Origin of the sequence: Mycobacterium paragordonae (assembly GCF_003614435.1) — a bacterium.
GTDB lineage: Bacteria > Actinomycetota > Actinomycetes > Mycobacteriales > Mycobacteriaceae > Mycobacterium > Mycobacterium paragordonae.
On record NZ_CP025546.1, the window covers coordinates 4,262,915 to 4,278,421 of the forward strand.

9 protein-coding genes are annotated in these 15,507 nt (G+C 64.1%); 3 read left to right on the top strand and 6 right to left on the bottom strand.

What is annotated here, in order from left to right; translation table 11 throughout:
* Positions 1-216: a hypothetical protein gene (locus C0J29_RS19425; RefSeq protein WP_065044740.1), complete on the bottom strand. Its 216-nt coding sequence runs from the start codon at positions 214-216 to the stop codon at positions 1-3.
* Between the two features lie 151 nt (positions 217-367).
* Positions 368-2,314 (bottom strand): molecular chaperone HtpG, encoded by a 1,947-nt coding sequence (gene htpG / locus C0J29_RS19430; RefSeq protein ID WP_120793264.1) that lies wholly within the window; start codon positions 2,312-2,314, stop codon positions 368-370.
* Between the two features lie 244 nt (positions 2,315-2,558).
* Between htpG and C0J29_RS19435 the strand changes: the two genes are divergently transcribed.
* Complete coding sequence (locus C0J29_RS19435; protein WP_120793265.1) at positions 2,559-5,726, top strand: type 2 lanthipeptide synthetase LanM family protein; 3,168 nt, start codon at positions 2,559-2,561, stop codon at positions 5,724-5,726.
* Between the two features lie 83 nt (positions 5,727-5,809).
* Here C0J29_RS19435 and C0J29_RS19440 read toward each other — a convergent pair whose 3' ends face one another.
* The gene (locus tag C0J29_RS19440) at positions 5,810-5,989 is read right to left on the bottom strand and encodes a hypothetical protein (RefSeq protein WP_065044737.1); all 180 of its coding nucleotides are present in this window, start codon (positions 5,987-5,989) and stop codon (positions 5,810-5,812) included.
* A 196-nt stretch (positions 5,990-6,185) separates the two neighbouring features.
* On the opposite strand from C0J29_RS19440, the gene C0J29_RS19445 reads away from it, so the two are divergent.
* The gene (locus tag C0J29_RS19445) at positions 6,186-9,353 is read left to right on the top strand and encodes a type 2 lanthipeptide synthetase LanM family protein (RefSeq protein ID WP_162951511.1); all 3,168 of its coding nucleotides are present in this window, start codon (positions 6,186-6,188) and stop codon (positions 9,351-9,353) included.
* 332 nt (positions 9,354-9,685) lie between these two features.
* Here C0J29_RS19445 and C0J29_RS19450 read toward each other — a convergent pair whose 3' ends face one another.
* The 3 genes from C0J29_RS19450 to C0J29_RS19460 are packed head-to-tail and all read right to left on the bottom strand — an operon-like array spanning position 9,686 to position 14,743.
* Positions 9,686-11,596, bottom strand: coding sequence for an ABC transporter ATP-binding protein (locus C0J29_RS19450; protein ID WP_371872413.1), 1,911 nt, complete (start codon positions 11,594-11,596; stop codon positions 9,686-9,688).
* Entirely contained in the window at positions 11,593-13,338 is a 1,746-nt protein-coding gene (locus C0J29_RS19455) for an ABC transporter ATP-binding protein (RefSeq protein WP_120793269.1), read from the bottom strand. Before C0J29_RS19455 ends, C0J29_RS19450 begins: the two co-directional genes overlap by 4 nt.
* Before the next feature lie 46 nt (positions 13,339-13,384).
* Positions 13,385-14,743: a glycosyltransferase gene (locus C0J29_RS19460; RefSeq protein WP_120793270.1), complete on the bottom strand. Its 1,359-nt coding sequence runs from the start codon at positions 14,741-14,743 to the stop codon at positions 13,385-13,387.
* Between the two features lie 50 nt (positions 14,744-14,793).
* On the opposite strand from C0J29_RS19460, the gene C0J29_RS19465 reads away from it, so the two are divergent.
* Positions 14,794-15,444: a TetR/AcrR family transcriptional regulator gene (locus C0J29_RS19465; protein WP_120793271.1), complete on the top strand. Its 651-nt coding sequence runs from the start codon at positions 14,794-14,796 to the stop codon at positions 15,442-15,444.
* The last annotated feature ends 63 nt before the right edge of the window (positions 15,445-15,507 follow it).

Consider the following 15,507-nt stretch of genomic DNA (forward strand, 5'->3'; position numbering starts at 1 on the left):
TCAGCTGGAGACGCGCCGGCGACTCAACGGGGCCGTGAAGCCTCCCGTGTCGTCGAAGCCCGCCCATTGCCCGTCGTCGCACACTTCCATGCGCCAGCCGAGCTGGTAGCGACCGGCAATGGTGTCAGCAAACCACCGGTGCGCAGCCTCCGCGTTATCGAAATTCCTGGTCGCGACGATCACGCCCCGCGGATCGATCGCCCGAAACACAGCCATGAGATGCGGATATCCGTTCCGGCCGGCTTTCAATCCCACAACCTGCCCTGACCTCAGCCGTAACACTGAGGCCACGCACACGACACGCCCTTGGGTTCAAGGGATGGGCGTGCGTAGCTTCTATCTCGGCGAGGCACGCGAGCCGGAACCGCTACACGGTACGCGTGAGCCGGTCGGCCAGTAGCTCGGCAAACCGCGCCGGATCCTCCAACGCCCCACCCTCGGCCAGCAGCGCCGTTCCGTAGAGCAATTCCGCGGTTTCGGCGACCGAGGTGTCGTCCGGCCGGTCCGCGTGCGCCTGACGCAGCCCGCTGACCAGCGGATGGTGCGGATTGAGTTCCAGGGTGCGTTTGCCGATCGGGACGTCCTGCCCGGATGCCTGGTACAGGCGAGCGAGGGCGGGCGTCATGCCGAAGGCATCGGTGATCAGGCAGGCCGGTGAGTCGGTCAGGCGGCTGGACAGCCGCACTTCCTTGACGTGCTCGCTCAAGGTCTCCTTCAGCCAGCTGAGCAGGTCGGCGAACTCTTTCTGCTGCTCTTCGCGCTCGGCTTCGGAGGTCTCCTCGCCGGAGTCCAGGTCCACTTCGCCCTTGGCCACCGACTGCAACTGCTTGCCGTCGAACTCGTTGACCACGCCTACCCAGACCTCGTCGACCGGGTCGGTGAGCAGCAGCACCTCGTAACCCTTCGCCTTGAACGCCTCCAGATGCGGCGACTTCTCCAGCAGCTGACGGGAGGCCCCGGTGGCATAGAAGATCTGCGTCTGGCCGTCCTTCATCCGCTCGACATACTGGGCCAGCGTGGTGGGCTCCTCCTCGCTGTGCGTGGAGGCGAACGACGAAACGGCCAGCAGGGCTTCCTGGTTTTCGAAGTCCGACATCAGTCCTTCTTTGAGGACCTTGCCGAACTGAGTCCAGAAGGTGCGGTAGTCATCGGGCCGCTGCGACTGGATGTCCTTGATCGTGGACAGCACCTTCTTGGTCAGCCGGCGGCGAATCGCGTTGATCTGCCGGTCCTTCTGCAGGATCTCGCGGGAAACGTTGAGCGACAGGTCTTGTGCGTCGACGACTCCCTTCACGAAGCGCAGATACACCGGCATCAGCTCTTCGCAGTCGGCCATGATGAACACGCGCTTGACGTACAGCTGCACCCCGACCTTGGCGTCCTGGTTGAACAGGTCGAAGGGTGCCTGCGAGGGAAGGAACAGCAACGCCTGGTATTCGAAGGTGCCTTCGGCCTTCATCGCGATCACCTCGAGCGGGTCATCCCAGGCATGCGCGATGTGCTTGTAGAACTCCTTGTACTCCTCGTCGGAGACCTCGTCTTTGGGCCTGGCCCACAACGCCTTCATCGAGTTGAGCGTCTCGGTCTCTAGCGTGACGGTCTCCTCGCCGCCCTCTTCTCCCTCTTCCTGAGGGGCAGGGGTCCGCTTCTCGACCTGCATGCGGATCGGCCAGGCGATGAAGTCGGAATACTGCTTGACCAGGCTCTTGAGCTTCCACTCCGAGGTGTAGTCGTGCAGCTCGTCCTCGGCGTCTTCGGGCTTGAGATGCAGGGTGACAGAGGTGCCCTGCGGGGCACCCTCGACGGCTTCGATCGTGTAGGTGCCCTCGCCGCTGGATTCCCACTTGGTGGCTTCACTCTCGCCTGCCTTGCGGGTCAGCAGTTCGACCTTGTCGGCCACCATGAACGACGAGTAGAAGCCGATGCCGAACTGCCCGATCAGCTCCTCGGATGCCTGAGCGTCCTGGGCGGTCTTGGCTTCCTTGAGTTGCTTACGCAGCTCCGCCGTGCCGGACTTGGCCAGCGTTCCAATCAGATCCACCACTTCGGCGCGTGTCATACCGATGCCGTTGTCTCGGATGGTGAGGGTCCGCGCGCCCTTGTCGGTCTCGAGTTCGATGTGCAGGTCGGAGGTGTCCACATCGAGCTCTTTGTTGCGAAGCGCCTCGATCCGCACCTTGTCCAGCGCGTCGGACGCATTTGAGATCAGCTCCCGAAGGAACGAGTCCTTATTGGAGTAGACCGAATGGACCATCAAATCCAGCAGTTGCCGGGCCTCTGCCTGGAATTCCAGCTGCTCGACCTGCGCGTTCATGCCAATCCTCCTGCGACGTACTTCGGCCCTGCCAAGGGCGATCACCCCTTGTAAGGGCGATCGGTCCTGAATGTAGCGAGACGCCGAAAGCGAGCGCGGCGGGGGTCGGCAAGGTGGCCCCGGTTGGACGAAGCGTCCATCACCGGACCGAACGGCGAATCGCAGACGCGGGCTTACACTTCATCCGCTGGGGCGGATCGGCGCGCCGACCGCAGCCTTGATCGAGGCGCGGAGGGAACACGGTATGGACACTTCCTATGAGCGCCTGATCGTTGGTGCTGCCACCATCGACGAGTTGTTGTCCGACGATTTCGAATCTCTACCGGGTCAGAAAACGGACACCGACCAAGCGACCCGGCGTCTGGCGGCCTGGTGCCGCTCGTGCGCCAGTGGTGATTGGCGTCAATTTGCTCGTCGTCTGCAACGCGAAGGATGGGATTTTCCCTTCGTGTTGGAGCGATTCGCCAGCGTTCGTCGCAAGCCCTCGGCGCCGCTACCGGCTTGGATCGAAGACGCGGTCTGGATCGACGCGGCCCTGCGCTCTGCTGGCGGCCGGGCCGCAGAGTCCGTGCCCGGATCGGGCAAACCCGTTGCCTTCGAACAGCTTCTGCTACCGGTGGTCGACGAGGCCGAGGTTCGGTTGTGGTCCGGGGTCGACGCGCAGACTTCGGCTCTCTTCACCGATCACGCCCGCGCAGGCCTGCGTGATGCGCTGCTGCAGCACCTGTCTGGCCTGTGCGCGCCGGCGCTCTACGCATTGTTGGACACGGTGCGCCCGACGGGCTACCGGAAGTTCGTGGCTGACATGAAGGCAGACGGCTTTCAGCGCCTGTTCGAAACCAAGCCGGTGTTCTTGCGTCTGATCGCCACAATGACCCGCCAATGGATTGATGCGACAAGAGAACTCATTGAACGACTCGGCGCCGACCTGTCGGTGCTTCGCGCTGATCTGGTCGTCATGACCGCGGAAATTCGCGTTACGGGCATACACAGCGACCTCGGCGACCAACACAACGGTGGCCGCTCAGTGCACATCGTCACGTTCACCGACGACACCCGAATCGTCTACAAGCCCAAGGATCTCGGCGTCGACGTCGCCTGGCACACCCTGGTCGAACGACTCAACCGCTCCGGGCCACCGGTCGATCTGCGGGCCCCGCGCGCGCTGGCCCGCCGAGGTTACGGGTGGACCGAATTCATCGAGCACGCCGGCTGCTCAGATGAGCAGGCCGTCGAGCGCTACTTCCGCCGCGCCGGCGCCTGGTTGGCGCTGTTCTTCTGTTTCGCCGCCGGCGACATGCACCACGAGAACATCATTGCCGCCGGCGACCACCCGGTGCCCATTGACATCGAAACCATCCTGCAGGCCGCACTCGACCGGCCTGATGCAGACGTTCCGGACAGTGAAGCCCATCAGGCCGCAATGAAGACCATCGCCGATTCGGTCATGATGGTGCGCCTGATCCCGTCCTACCTGCGCTGGAACGATACCGAGGTGGGGGCCATCGGCGGATTGCTGTCGGGCTGGGCCGCCGGAGGCGGAATCCGGTGGACCGACATCAACACCGACGCGATGCGTCCCACCCGAGCCCCGGATACCGGTTCCGTCACGCCGAACCTGCCCCACGTCGGCGGCCGCTACGCCAAGTTCGCCGACCATGTCGACGCCTTCGTCGCGGGATTCGAAGACTATGCCGGATTTCTCGCCAGATGGCGCGCTTCCACCGCGCCCGGCAGCCTATTGGAGGGTTTCGCCGGCCTGCCGGTCCGCAGGGTACTGCGTCCCACCAGGTTCTATGCCATGTTGCTGCAACGCCTCAAAGACCCGCGGCGCATGGACGACGGCGTAATGTGGTCCGCACAAGCGGATTTCGTAGCGAGGATGTCTGATTGGGACAACGACCTCGATCCACAGTCGCCACTGGTGCGGGCGGAGCGGTTGGCACTTTCGGCGTTGAACGTGCCATATTTCACGATGTCCAGCGATGACATGGATATTCGCGATGGCGTCGGTATCTCGGTTCGCGCCGGCGGAGTATCCGGCCTGGATCACGCGGCGGCTCTGGCCGACAGCCTCGACGATGCGGGGACGCGCTGGCAGGTCACGATTATCCGCCAGAACATGGAATCCTTTGCGTCCGAACGTAAATCAGCAACATTCGGCGAGCCGCAACCCGATCCCGACGACAGCGGCACGCTGACGACAGAGATGTTCGCGGTGGAGGCCAACAGGATCGCCGAGGACCTGTCCCGGTACGCGGTTCGCCGCGGACCCGGTGCGGCATGGATCGCGCTCGACTGGATGGGCGATTCGGATCTCTTCCAACTGGTCTGCCTGGGGCCGGGCCTTTACAACGGAGTGTCCGGAATCGGGGTCTTTCTGGCCGCCCACGCGGCCGTGACGGGGCGTAGCAGTTCAGCCGAACTGGCACTGGCGTGCCTGACGCACCTGCGGAAGGTACTGAACAGCCATAACGCCGCGCGGTACGCCCGCTCGCTGGGCATCGGCGGGGGCGACGGCCTGGGGTCCGTCATTTATTCGCTGACTTTGATAGGAAAATGCTTGCAGGACAACGAGGTGCTGTCCGACGCGCAAGTTGCGGCAGCACTGTTCACCGACGATCTGATCGCCGCCGACAATCGGCTCGACGTCGTCGGCGGCAGTGCCGGCGCCATCCTCTGTCTGCTTCGTCTCTACCGCGACAGCGGATCTCGCGAGGTGCTCGCCAGCGCGATCCGTTGCGGGGAGCACCTCTTGGAGCAGCCCAGGATCGGAGAGCACGGGCGACGCACCTGGAGTGGAAAGGGTACGAGCTCGTTGGATTTCAACGGTATGTCGCACGGCGCGTCGGGTTACGCCTACGCCTTCGCATCATTGGCCCAGGTGACCGGTCGCGACGAATTCGCTGTCGCCGCAGTGGAATGCATCGCGTTCGAGGATGCCAGCTACGACCCAGAGCACCACAACTGGTTCGACCTTGATAGCGACGGCCGACAGGTCTGGGCGTTCAAATGGTGTCACGGCGCGCCGGGCATCGGTTTGGCTCGGATCGCCATGGCCGGATGCGCACACGCCGACCTCCCGCTGTTGCAGCGCGACATCACCAACGCGGTGATCGGGGTGGAAGACGGGTGGGCCGGTGTCAATCGCGACACCTTGTGCTGTGGCACGCTGGGCAGCGTCGAATTTCTCAGTGCCGCAGGCACCGCATTGAACCGGCAGGAGCTTCAACAGGTTTCGTCGCAGCGGCTGATGAGTGTTGTGGCAACCGCCGCTCGCCGTGGCGATTATCGGTGGGGTGGCGGCACCCGGCGGTTCAACCCGGGCATGTTCCGGGGGCTGGCCGGCGTCGGCTATACGATCCTGCGCCGAATCGATGGCACGCTTCCCAATGTCCTGGTCTGGGAATAGTAACGGCTCTACAGCCCGCTCCAAGAGAACGGCGGTGTGAACATCCAGGAGACGGCCAATATGCCGGACCCTTGCGCCAAAGGTTAGGCCCAGTCGTCTTTACACTTACAGGTCGCACACAACGAGGTGTTCGACGGAGTGCAGTTCAACGTGTCCTCGGCACCGCTGCCCATGCCGGCGGCGGCTTCGATGGCCTCGTCAGAGAATCCGAATGCGAAGATGTCTTCCTCGGACGGAGCAAAGTCGATAGTCATGTGATTCATGGCGTAATTCCCTTCGCGCGGCCTCATGAGAGATGTTGGACCTCGATTTTCACTCCGACCGCCCCTCTCTACTAGGGGCTTTGGTCCTCAAGGTCGGGTAACCCCGGCGCGTCAACCCTGCGGGAAGTACTTTGACGGGACCTACACTTCGTCCGGCCAGGATGGGCGTGACGTGTCGCGGTGGGAAAGGGGTGAGATGGAAACATTCTCAGAGCGCCTGGTTGTAGCCGCGTCGACCATCGATGAGTTGATGTCCGAGAACATCGAACCGTTGCCGGGTCAGAAGACCGACACCGATCGCGCCGCATTGCGTCTGGCGGCCTGGTGCCGCTCGAGCGCCAGCGGCGATTGGCGCCAATTCACCCGACGACTGCACCGTGACGGATGGGATTTTCCCATGGTGCTGGAAAGATTCGCCAGCGTCCGCCGCACATCCTCGGCGCCCGCACCGCCCTGGGTCGGCGACGCGGTCTGGATCGACGCTGCGCTGCGCTCTTCTGGCGGCCACGCCGCGGAGTCCGCCCCCGAATCGAGGAAACCCGTTGCCTTCGAACAGCTTCTGCTGCCGGTGGTTCACCAGGCGGACGCCCGGATGTGGGCCGGCGTTGCTGAGCGGGCGGCCGGTATGCTCGCCGACACAGCCCGCGCAAGCCTGCGTCAGGCGCTGCTGCAGCAGCTGTCCGAGTTGTGTGCGCCGGCACTCTATACGGAGTTCGACAACGCGCGCGCGAGCCGGGCGGCGTCGAGCTACCAGCACTTCGTCACCGAGATGGGGGCAGCCGGCTTTCGGCGACTGTTCGAGGCCAAACCCGTGCTGTCGCGGCTGATCGCCGTCATGACGCGCCAATGGATCGACACCACAACAGAACTCGTCACGCGTCTGGACACCGACCTGCCGGCAATCCGTACCGAGTTGCTCGGCGGGGCCGACCCTGGTCACGTCACGGGCATCCACGGCGATCTCGGCGACCCACACCGGGGCGGCCGCTCGGTACACATCGTGATGTTCGCAGATGGCGCACGAATCGTCTACAAGCCCAAAGACTTACGAATCGACGTCGCTCTGTGCGACCTGGTTGACCGGATAAACCGGGCCGCCCCGCCACTCGAGTTGAGGGCGGTCCGCGCATTGGCGTGCGCAGGCTACGGCTGGACTGAGTTCATCGAGCACGCGCCCTGCGCTGATCAGCAGGGCTTCGAGCGCTACTTCGCCCGCGCCGGCGCGTGGCTGGCCCTGTTCCACTGTCTGGCCGCCAGCGACATACACCAAGAGAACATCATCGCCGCCGGCGAACACCCGGTGCCGATCGACGTCGAGACACTGCTACAGCCCGCAATGCAGGAGCCTGCGGACCAGGCCCCCGAGAGCCAGGCGTTTCACGACGCGCTGGAGATCGTCGCAAATTCGGCCATGAGCGTGGGCTTGCTCCCTTCCTACGAACGTTCTGCGGACAACAAAGTCTTTGCGAGCGGCGGGTTGGTTTCGGACTGGAACGTTAAGACGTCGATTCGCTGGACAGACATCAACACCGACGCCATGCGCCCCATACGATCGCGCGAAGCCGGCAAGACCACGCCCAACCTCCCACGTGTCGGTAGCTGCCACGCCCGATTCATCGACCATCTGGACGCTCTGTTGACGGGTTTCGAAGACTACGCGGGATTCCTCGCCGCGTCGCCGGTGGACGCGGCGCTGGACGGGTTCGCCGGCCTACCGGTCCGTATTGTGCCCCGCCCGACCAAGTTCTACGCCATGATGCTGTCGCGTCTGCGAGACCACCGGGCCATGAATGACGGCGTGCTCTGGTCGGCGCAAGCCGACTTCGTCGCCAGGCTGGCCGATTGGGATACCGACAACGACCCACGATGGCCTTTGCTGGAGGCAGAACGTTCGGCTCTTCTCACGATGAACGTACCGTTTTTCACCTCGCCCAGCGATGGCACCGACCTCCGCGATGACACCGGGATTTCCATCAGCTCGCCAGGGGTCTCCGGAGTAGACCGCGCGAGGGCGCGCATCCGCGGTCTCGAACCGCGCGAAATAGCGTGGCAACTCACGGTCATTCGGCAGAACATGGAGTCATTCCGCGGCCCAGCCGGCATCTCGGCGGGAAATGTCGAGCCGAGCCCGGGCTCGGGCGATGTCAACGAACCGACCCGGGAGATGTTCATCGCCGAGGCCGACCGGGTCGCCACTGAACTGACGCGTTACGCGATCCGCCGGGGAACGGCCGCGGCCTGGATCGCTCTCGACTGGTCGAGTGATTCCGACACCTTCGAGTTGATCTGCCTGGGCCATGACCTCTACAACGGCGTATCAGGAATTGCGCTCTTCTTCGCCGCACACGCAGCCGTGACGGGGTGCACCCCTTCCCACGAGCTTGCGCTGGCCGCGGTTGCGCACCTTCGCAAAGAATTGCGTGGCCACAATGCGGCGCCGGCGGCCCGTGCGCTGGGACTAGGTGGTGGCTCGGGCCTCGCGTCAATCGTCTATGCGCTTGCCGTGATGTCGAAATGCTTGCGTGATGAAGCACTGCTGGCCGATGCGCAGGCCGTGGCGGCGCTCATCACCGACGATCTGATCGCGGCGGACAAGCAGTTGGACGTCATGGGTGGCAGCGCCGGCGCGATCCTCGGTCTGCTCCGTCTGTATCGCGACACCCGTTCCGGCGATGTGCTGGATTGCGCGACTCGATGCGGTGAGCATTTGCTTGCCGAGCCCAGGGTCGGACCCGAGGGCCGCCGCAGCTGGAGCAGGCCGAATTCCGGCAAGGCCCTCAACGGGATGTCTCACGGCGCGGCAGGTTTCGCCTATGCTCTGTCCTCTTTGGCAGCCGCGACGGGACGCCCGGATTTCGCGGTCGCAGCGTCGGAGTGCATCGCGTTCGAGAACTCCAGCTATAGCCGGGAGCACCACAACTGGCCCGATCTGCGCGGCGACGGAGGAATGCACTGGCCCAGCCAGTGGTGCCACGGGGCACCAGGTATCGGTCTGGCACGCATTGCCATTTCCAAACTCCCGCAAGCGGATACCGCGACTCTCACGGCCGACGTTCGTAATGCTCTGCAAGCGGTGGAAAGCGGATGGTCAAGTCATCTGCGGGACACCCTGTGCTGCGGGTCGCTCGGTAGCGTCGAATTCCTCAGCGAGGCAGGATCCGCGTTGGGCCGGCCTGATCTTCGGGAGCTGGCAACGCGACAGTTGGCCGGGATCATCTGCGCCGCTGCCTCACGGGGTGACTACCGGTGGAGTGCCAGTAGCGGTCGGTTCAACCCGGGATTGTTCCGCGGGCTGGCAGGCGTCGGCTACACCGCCTTGCGCCGGGTCGACGACTCGCTGCCCGATGTGTTGATCTGGGAGTGATCAAAACGGGGGTCAGCCGCCGCATGTGTGGAGAATCGTTTCGTCCCCACAACACCATGCCGAACCCGCATCCGTCTTTTTCGATCCGATCCACCTACTACCCGCCGCGGCTTCGAGGGCATCGTCGGAGACGTCTCGCATGAAGACGTCCAGCTCGGCCGGTGAAGTCCTGATGTCGTCCATAGCCGTAGTTCCTTCCCGTAAGTGGTAGCGAGCGCTACGCCTGCGCACCCGGATATCGAACGAACAGACTCATGCACTGCAGGCTCTACTGTCGGCCGCGGGTGCAGTGGCTGCTAGGGCCTTTAGTCCCCCGGCGGGGCACTTTTCGTTCACACCTGCGTCATCGAGTAATAGGCACCCCGCCGCGCCATCAACTCGGCATGGGTGCCGCGCTCGATGATCTCCCCAGCCTGCATCACGACGATCAGGTCGGCACTGCGGATAGTCGAAAGTCGGTGTGCGATAACGAAAGTGGTTCGTCCACGACGCAACTCGCGCATCGACTGCCGAACCAGCAACTCGGTGCGGGTATCCACCGAACTCGTCGCCTCGTCAAGTATCAAGAGTTGCGGGCGGGCCAAGAATGCCCGAGCAATCGTGATCAACTGCTTCTGCCCGCCGCTGATGTTGCCACCGTCGTCACTCACCATCGTGTCGTAGCCGTCGGGCAACTTGTCGACGAAGCGGTCCACGCACGCCGCCCTGGCCGCCGAGATGATCTCGTCGCGACTCGCCCCAGGGCGTCCGTAGCCGATGTTCTCCGCGATCGTTCCGCCGAGCAGCCAGCTGTCCTGCAGCACCATCCCGATCCGCGAGCGCAGCGAGTGCCGACTCACCGTTGCGATGTCGACGCCGTCGATCAGAATCCGGCCGGAATCGACTTCGTAGAATCGCATCAACAGGTTCACCAGCGTGGTCTTGCCGCACCCGTTGCGTCCGACGATGGCGACACTGCTGCCTGCTTCGACGACCAGTGAGAGGTCCTTGATCACCGGGACGCCGGGCCGGTAGCTGAAATTGACCCGCTCGAACTCCACCCGCCCCCGTGGTGCCGACTCGGCAACGGGCGGCAGGGTCGACAAGCGGTCGGGCTGCTGTTCGGAAGCGTCCAGCAGCGCGAAGACGCGGTCTGCGCTGGCCACCCCGGACTGAGCGATGTAGTACATCGACGCGAGGTTGACGACCGGTTGATTGAACTGGCGCACATACTGAATGAACGCCTGGATGTTGCCCAGCGTGATCTGTCCGGACGCCACCTTCAGTCCACCCACCACCGCGACGACGACATAGTTGAGGTTCGCAACGAAATCGGTGGCCGGCGAGATTAAGCCGGAGAGAAATTCGGCACCGAAATTCGATCGGTAGACCCTGGAGTTGAGATCTCTGAACCGCTGCTGCGCCCGGGCGCGCTGACCGAACGTCTTGACCAGAGCCAGTCCGCTGTAGGTCTCTTCGACATGAGCGTTGAGCCGCCCGATGACCGACCACTGCTCGTCGAACAACCGTTGCGCGCGTGGCGCTATCAGCCTGATCAGCACAAGTGACAGGGGCACGGTGAGCAACGTGATCGCGGTGAGCAGCAGCGAAATGGACATCATCATGGCCAGCACCGCCCCGACCGTGAGCAGTGCCGTCAGCAACGGGTTGATCGTCATCCACAGCGATGTCTCGATGTTGTCGATGTCGTTGGTGACCCGGCTCAGCAGCTCACCGCGCTGATGACCGTCGAAATACGACAGTGGGAGGCGGTGCAGCTTGTCTTCCGCGTCGGCACGCAGGGACAGGATGGTGCGCTGCACGATGACGTTCAACATCCGTCCCTTGACCCAAACCAGCAGTGCCGCAGACAGATAAATCACCATGGCGATCATCAAAGTCCGTGCCACGGCGCCGAAGTCGATGCCCCGGCCGGGTACCACGTCCATACCCGACACCAGATCGGCGAAGCCGTTGTCGCCCCGCGCCCGCAGCGTCTGGATCGCCTCGTCCTTGGTGAGCCCGGCCGGCAATTGTTTCCCGATCACGCCGTTGAACAAGAGATCGGTCGCATGGCCCAGGACGCGCGGACCGATCACCGCAAGAGCGATGCTCCCGACCGACAGCGCCGCCACCGCAGCGATCAACCGCGACTGCGGCCCGAGGCGACGCGCCACCCGCATCAACGAGCGCCGGAAGCCAGAAAAACTTCCAGAGGGTTCCTCGCACGTGTCCGGGCTGGACAGGCTCTCTGGACGACTCACTGCCAGTCCACCACATCGGAGTTCACCGACTGCAGGTCGGCGAGATCAGCGTAGGCGGGGCAGCTCAGCAGGAGCGCGTCGTGCGTACCGGCGCCTACTACTTCGCCCTGGTCCAGTACGACAATCTGGTCAACTGCCGCGACCGTCGAAAGACGCTGCGCCACAATGATCACCGTCGAGTCCGGGGCGGCTTCGCGCAATGAAGCCCGTACCCGCGCGTCGGTCTGCACGTCGAGTGCCGAGAACGCGTCATCGAACAAGTACACGGCGGGACGGTTCATCACCGCCCGCGCGATCGCCAACATCTGCCGCTGCCCACCCGACAGGTTGACGCCGCCCTGGGAAAGCGGCATCTGCAAACCGTCCGCATGCTCGCGAACGAACTCGTCGGCTGCGGCGATCCGGAGTGCCTCCCAAATCTCGGCGTCACTCGCGTCAGGTTTGCCGAAGCGCAGATTGTCCGCGACGGTGCCCGAGAACAGATAACCCCGCTGTGGCACCAAGCCGATCGCGGACCACAGCTGCTCGGTCGCATAATCGCGAACGTCAATTCCGTCCACGAGCACCGCACCGGCCGTCACGTCGTAAAATCTGCAAATCAGCGATACCAGCGTCGATTTGCCCGAACCACTGCCGCCGATGATGGCCGTCACCGTCCCGGGTCGGGCGGTCAGCGAAACATCACGCAATGCACAACCATCGGCGTTCGGATAGCGGAAACTCACGTGGTTCAGGCCCACCATGCCCTCGATACCGGCTGCCGGGGACCGGTGTTGTTGCGGGCTGGTGATTGCGGGACAGGTCGACAGCACTTCACTGATGCGCGTGGCGCATACCGACGCCCGGGGCAACAGTTCCAGGAAGGCCGTAGCCATCATCACGGCCATCAGGATCTGCAGGAAGTACGACAGGTAGGCGATCAACGAACCGACCTGCATCTGACCCACGTTGATGCGCAGGCCGCCGAACCAGACCAGCGCAACACTGGACAGGTTGATCACCGACATCGCGACCGGTGCCATCAACACCTGCCAGCGACCGACCCTGAGCGAAGTCGTGAACACGTCGCGGTTGGCTATCGCGAACCGCTCCACCTCGAAGGGCTCCCGAGCGAACGCGCGAATAACCCGGATGCCCGAGAGCTGTTCTCGCATGACGCGATTGATGTTGTCGATCCAGGTCTGCAGGTTGTGAAAGAGCGGCAGCATGCGCGAGACGATGAGGTATTCGGCGACCGCCATAACCGGGACACTGATGAGCAACAACCAGGACAAGCCCGCATCCTGGCGTATTGACATGAAGACGCCCCCGACACACATGATCGGCGCCGCGATCAGGACGGTGCTCGTCGTCTGTACCACCACCTCCAGCTGCCGTACGTCGTTGGTCGTGCGGGTCAGCAGTGACGGCGTTCCGACGCCGGCCGTGTCCTGCTCGGAGAGCCCGGTGACGTGATCGAACATGGCGGTACGCAGATCCCTGCCGAACCCGATGCTGGCGCGTGAACCGGCGTAGAGGGCCCCGATGGCGCACAGCACTTGTAGGCCGGTGACCAGCAGCATCAATCCACCGAGCCGGATGATCGTGTGGGTGTCTCCCTTGGCGACGCCGTCGTCGATGATCGACGCGTTGACGGCCGGCAAGTACAGCGACGCGAACGCGCTGACCATCTGGAGCCCCGCAACCACCGCTATCAGCCATCGATACGGCCGAACATACTGCCGCAGCAGTTCCGCCAGCATCGGGCTACTGTCGCACAACTGGCCGGCAGTAGGCACTAAACCGGTGCTACCGCTTTTCGGGAACCCGCGGCGACGACGCCGCCGGATTTGGCCGGCCGGGACCAATCGGACCAGCGAGCCGGCTCGGTCCGGGCTGCCTCCGGATGAGTTTGTCCACAACGTCGGTCAGGCAGGCAAAGCCCGGGGCCGCGGCCATCTCGGCGGCGATGCGGCCACTGGCTTCGCGGTAGCGCGGTTGTTCCAGCACCGCAAGAATGCTCCGGCGCAACGCTCTCGGTGTGGGCCGCTCGGTCCGCAGGCGGCGCCCCACGCCCGACCATGCCACCCGTGCGCCCACCTCGGGCTTGTCCTCCTTGCCCCCGGTTGCCACGATCGGCACGCCGTGGCGCAACGCGTACTGAACTCCCCCGTAGCCGCCGTTGGTGACGTAGACATCGGTGCGAGGAAGCAACTCGTCGTACGGGAGGAAGGTTGCCGCACGGGCATTCTCGGGCAGCGGCGGCAGCATGTCGAGCGGGCGTCCACCGGTGGACACCACCACCAGTACATCCTCGCCGGCCAGGGCCTGCAGCGTCGGCGCGATGACTTGCCGGTAGTCGACGTTGGCGACGGTGCCCTGGGTGACGTGCACGACGGGCCGGGTGCCGTCCAGGTCGGACCACCAATCCGGCAGGTCGACGTCCGAGCCGGCCGGGCACAGCGCGCCGGCGAAATGCAGCGTCTTGGGCGCGTCTGAACGCGGGTACTCGAACGCCGGAACGGTGAACTGCACGAAGGCGTCGACGTGGGAGTACCACTCCAGTAACGAGTGGGGTAGTTCCGCGCCGTGCAGCTGGCGGTAGATTTCTCCGCCAACCATGTTGGCCTGACGCAGGATTCGGCGATGCAGCACGGCAAGTGCGGCATTGCGGGGCCGGTTGGCCCACTTCGCCGGCGGCAATCCCATGCCGAAGGGCGCCGTGTCGGCGCTGGGGATCGGCAGCGGAACGACTCCACACACGACAATCGCCGGCCTGTCCGGTCGCCGGTGCCCGATGAGCATCGCCCCACTGCTGAATGCGGGATCGATCAGTACTGCGTCTGCGGGCCGGGACGCATGGGCTGCCATTACCGCCTCGTATTGAGATTTGGCCGGACGCACGAAGATGTGCTCGACGTCGAAGGCTACTGCTCTGGTGCCCTTGAGTTTTGCCCGCTCGGGCAACGTGTCGAAGAGTGTTTCGTCGTAGTCGGCATCGGCCGGCAACGGGATGTGCGAAGCGCCCGTCGCGCGCACCCGGTCGGCGAACCGCGCGCCGGTGATGAACCGCACGTGATCACCACGCTCAACAAAGTTTCGAGCGACCGCCAGCATGGGCGTCACATGGCCCTGCGCGGGGATGCTGCCGATGATGATCGATGCCATGGTGCGCCCCCTCGGGTTCGCTTCACTACGATGTAGTAGTATTCATTACTATGTCACAGCAGTCAATATCTAAGGGTGGCACTCGGGCGTATCGGTCGGAGTTGCGGCAGCGCCAGGCCGAGCAGACGCGGGCCCGGGTGTTGGCCGCGGCAGCGGAGCTGTTCGCCGAGCATGGATACGCCCGGACGACACTGGCGAAAATCGGTGAAGCGGCCGGTGTTTCGGCAGAGACCGTGCAGATTCACGGTCCCAAGGCAGCGCTGTTCATCGCCGCTGTCGAGTACGCCGCGTTCGGCTTACCCGCTGAAGAGAACGTCCTTAATCTGGACGCAGGTCGACGCATCGTGGCGAGCCAGGACCGCCAGGAGGCGCTGGACCACATCGTCGAGGCGCAGACGGAGGTACACCTGCGGACGGCACGGATCGCGCCGGCATTGATCGGGGCCGCTACCTACGACCCGGAAGTGGACCAGTACCTCAAAGGTCTGACCGCAAGCATCAACGGACAGATCCGGCGGATACTCACTGTGGCACGTGACCGAGGATGGCTTCGCGAGGACCTGCCCTTCGACGAGATCGTAGAAACCACCGCGGTGATCGGCAGCATCGAGACCTATCTTCGTGTGACCGGCGACGGCTGGACCACGGACCGGTACCGAAGTTGGTGCCGGCGGATGTTGGCCGAGAACGTCTTTCGCTGATTTACCATCCACACTCCCCCATCCGGGGGCGTCGGGTAGCGCTGCTGCACCGTATGGTCGGCG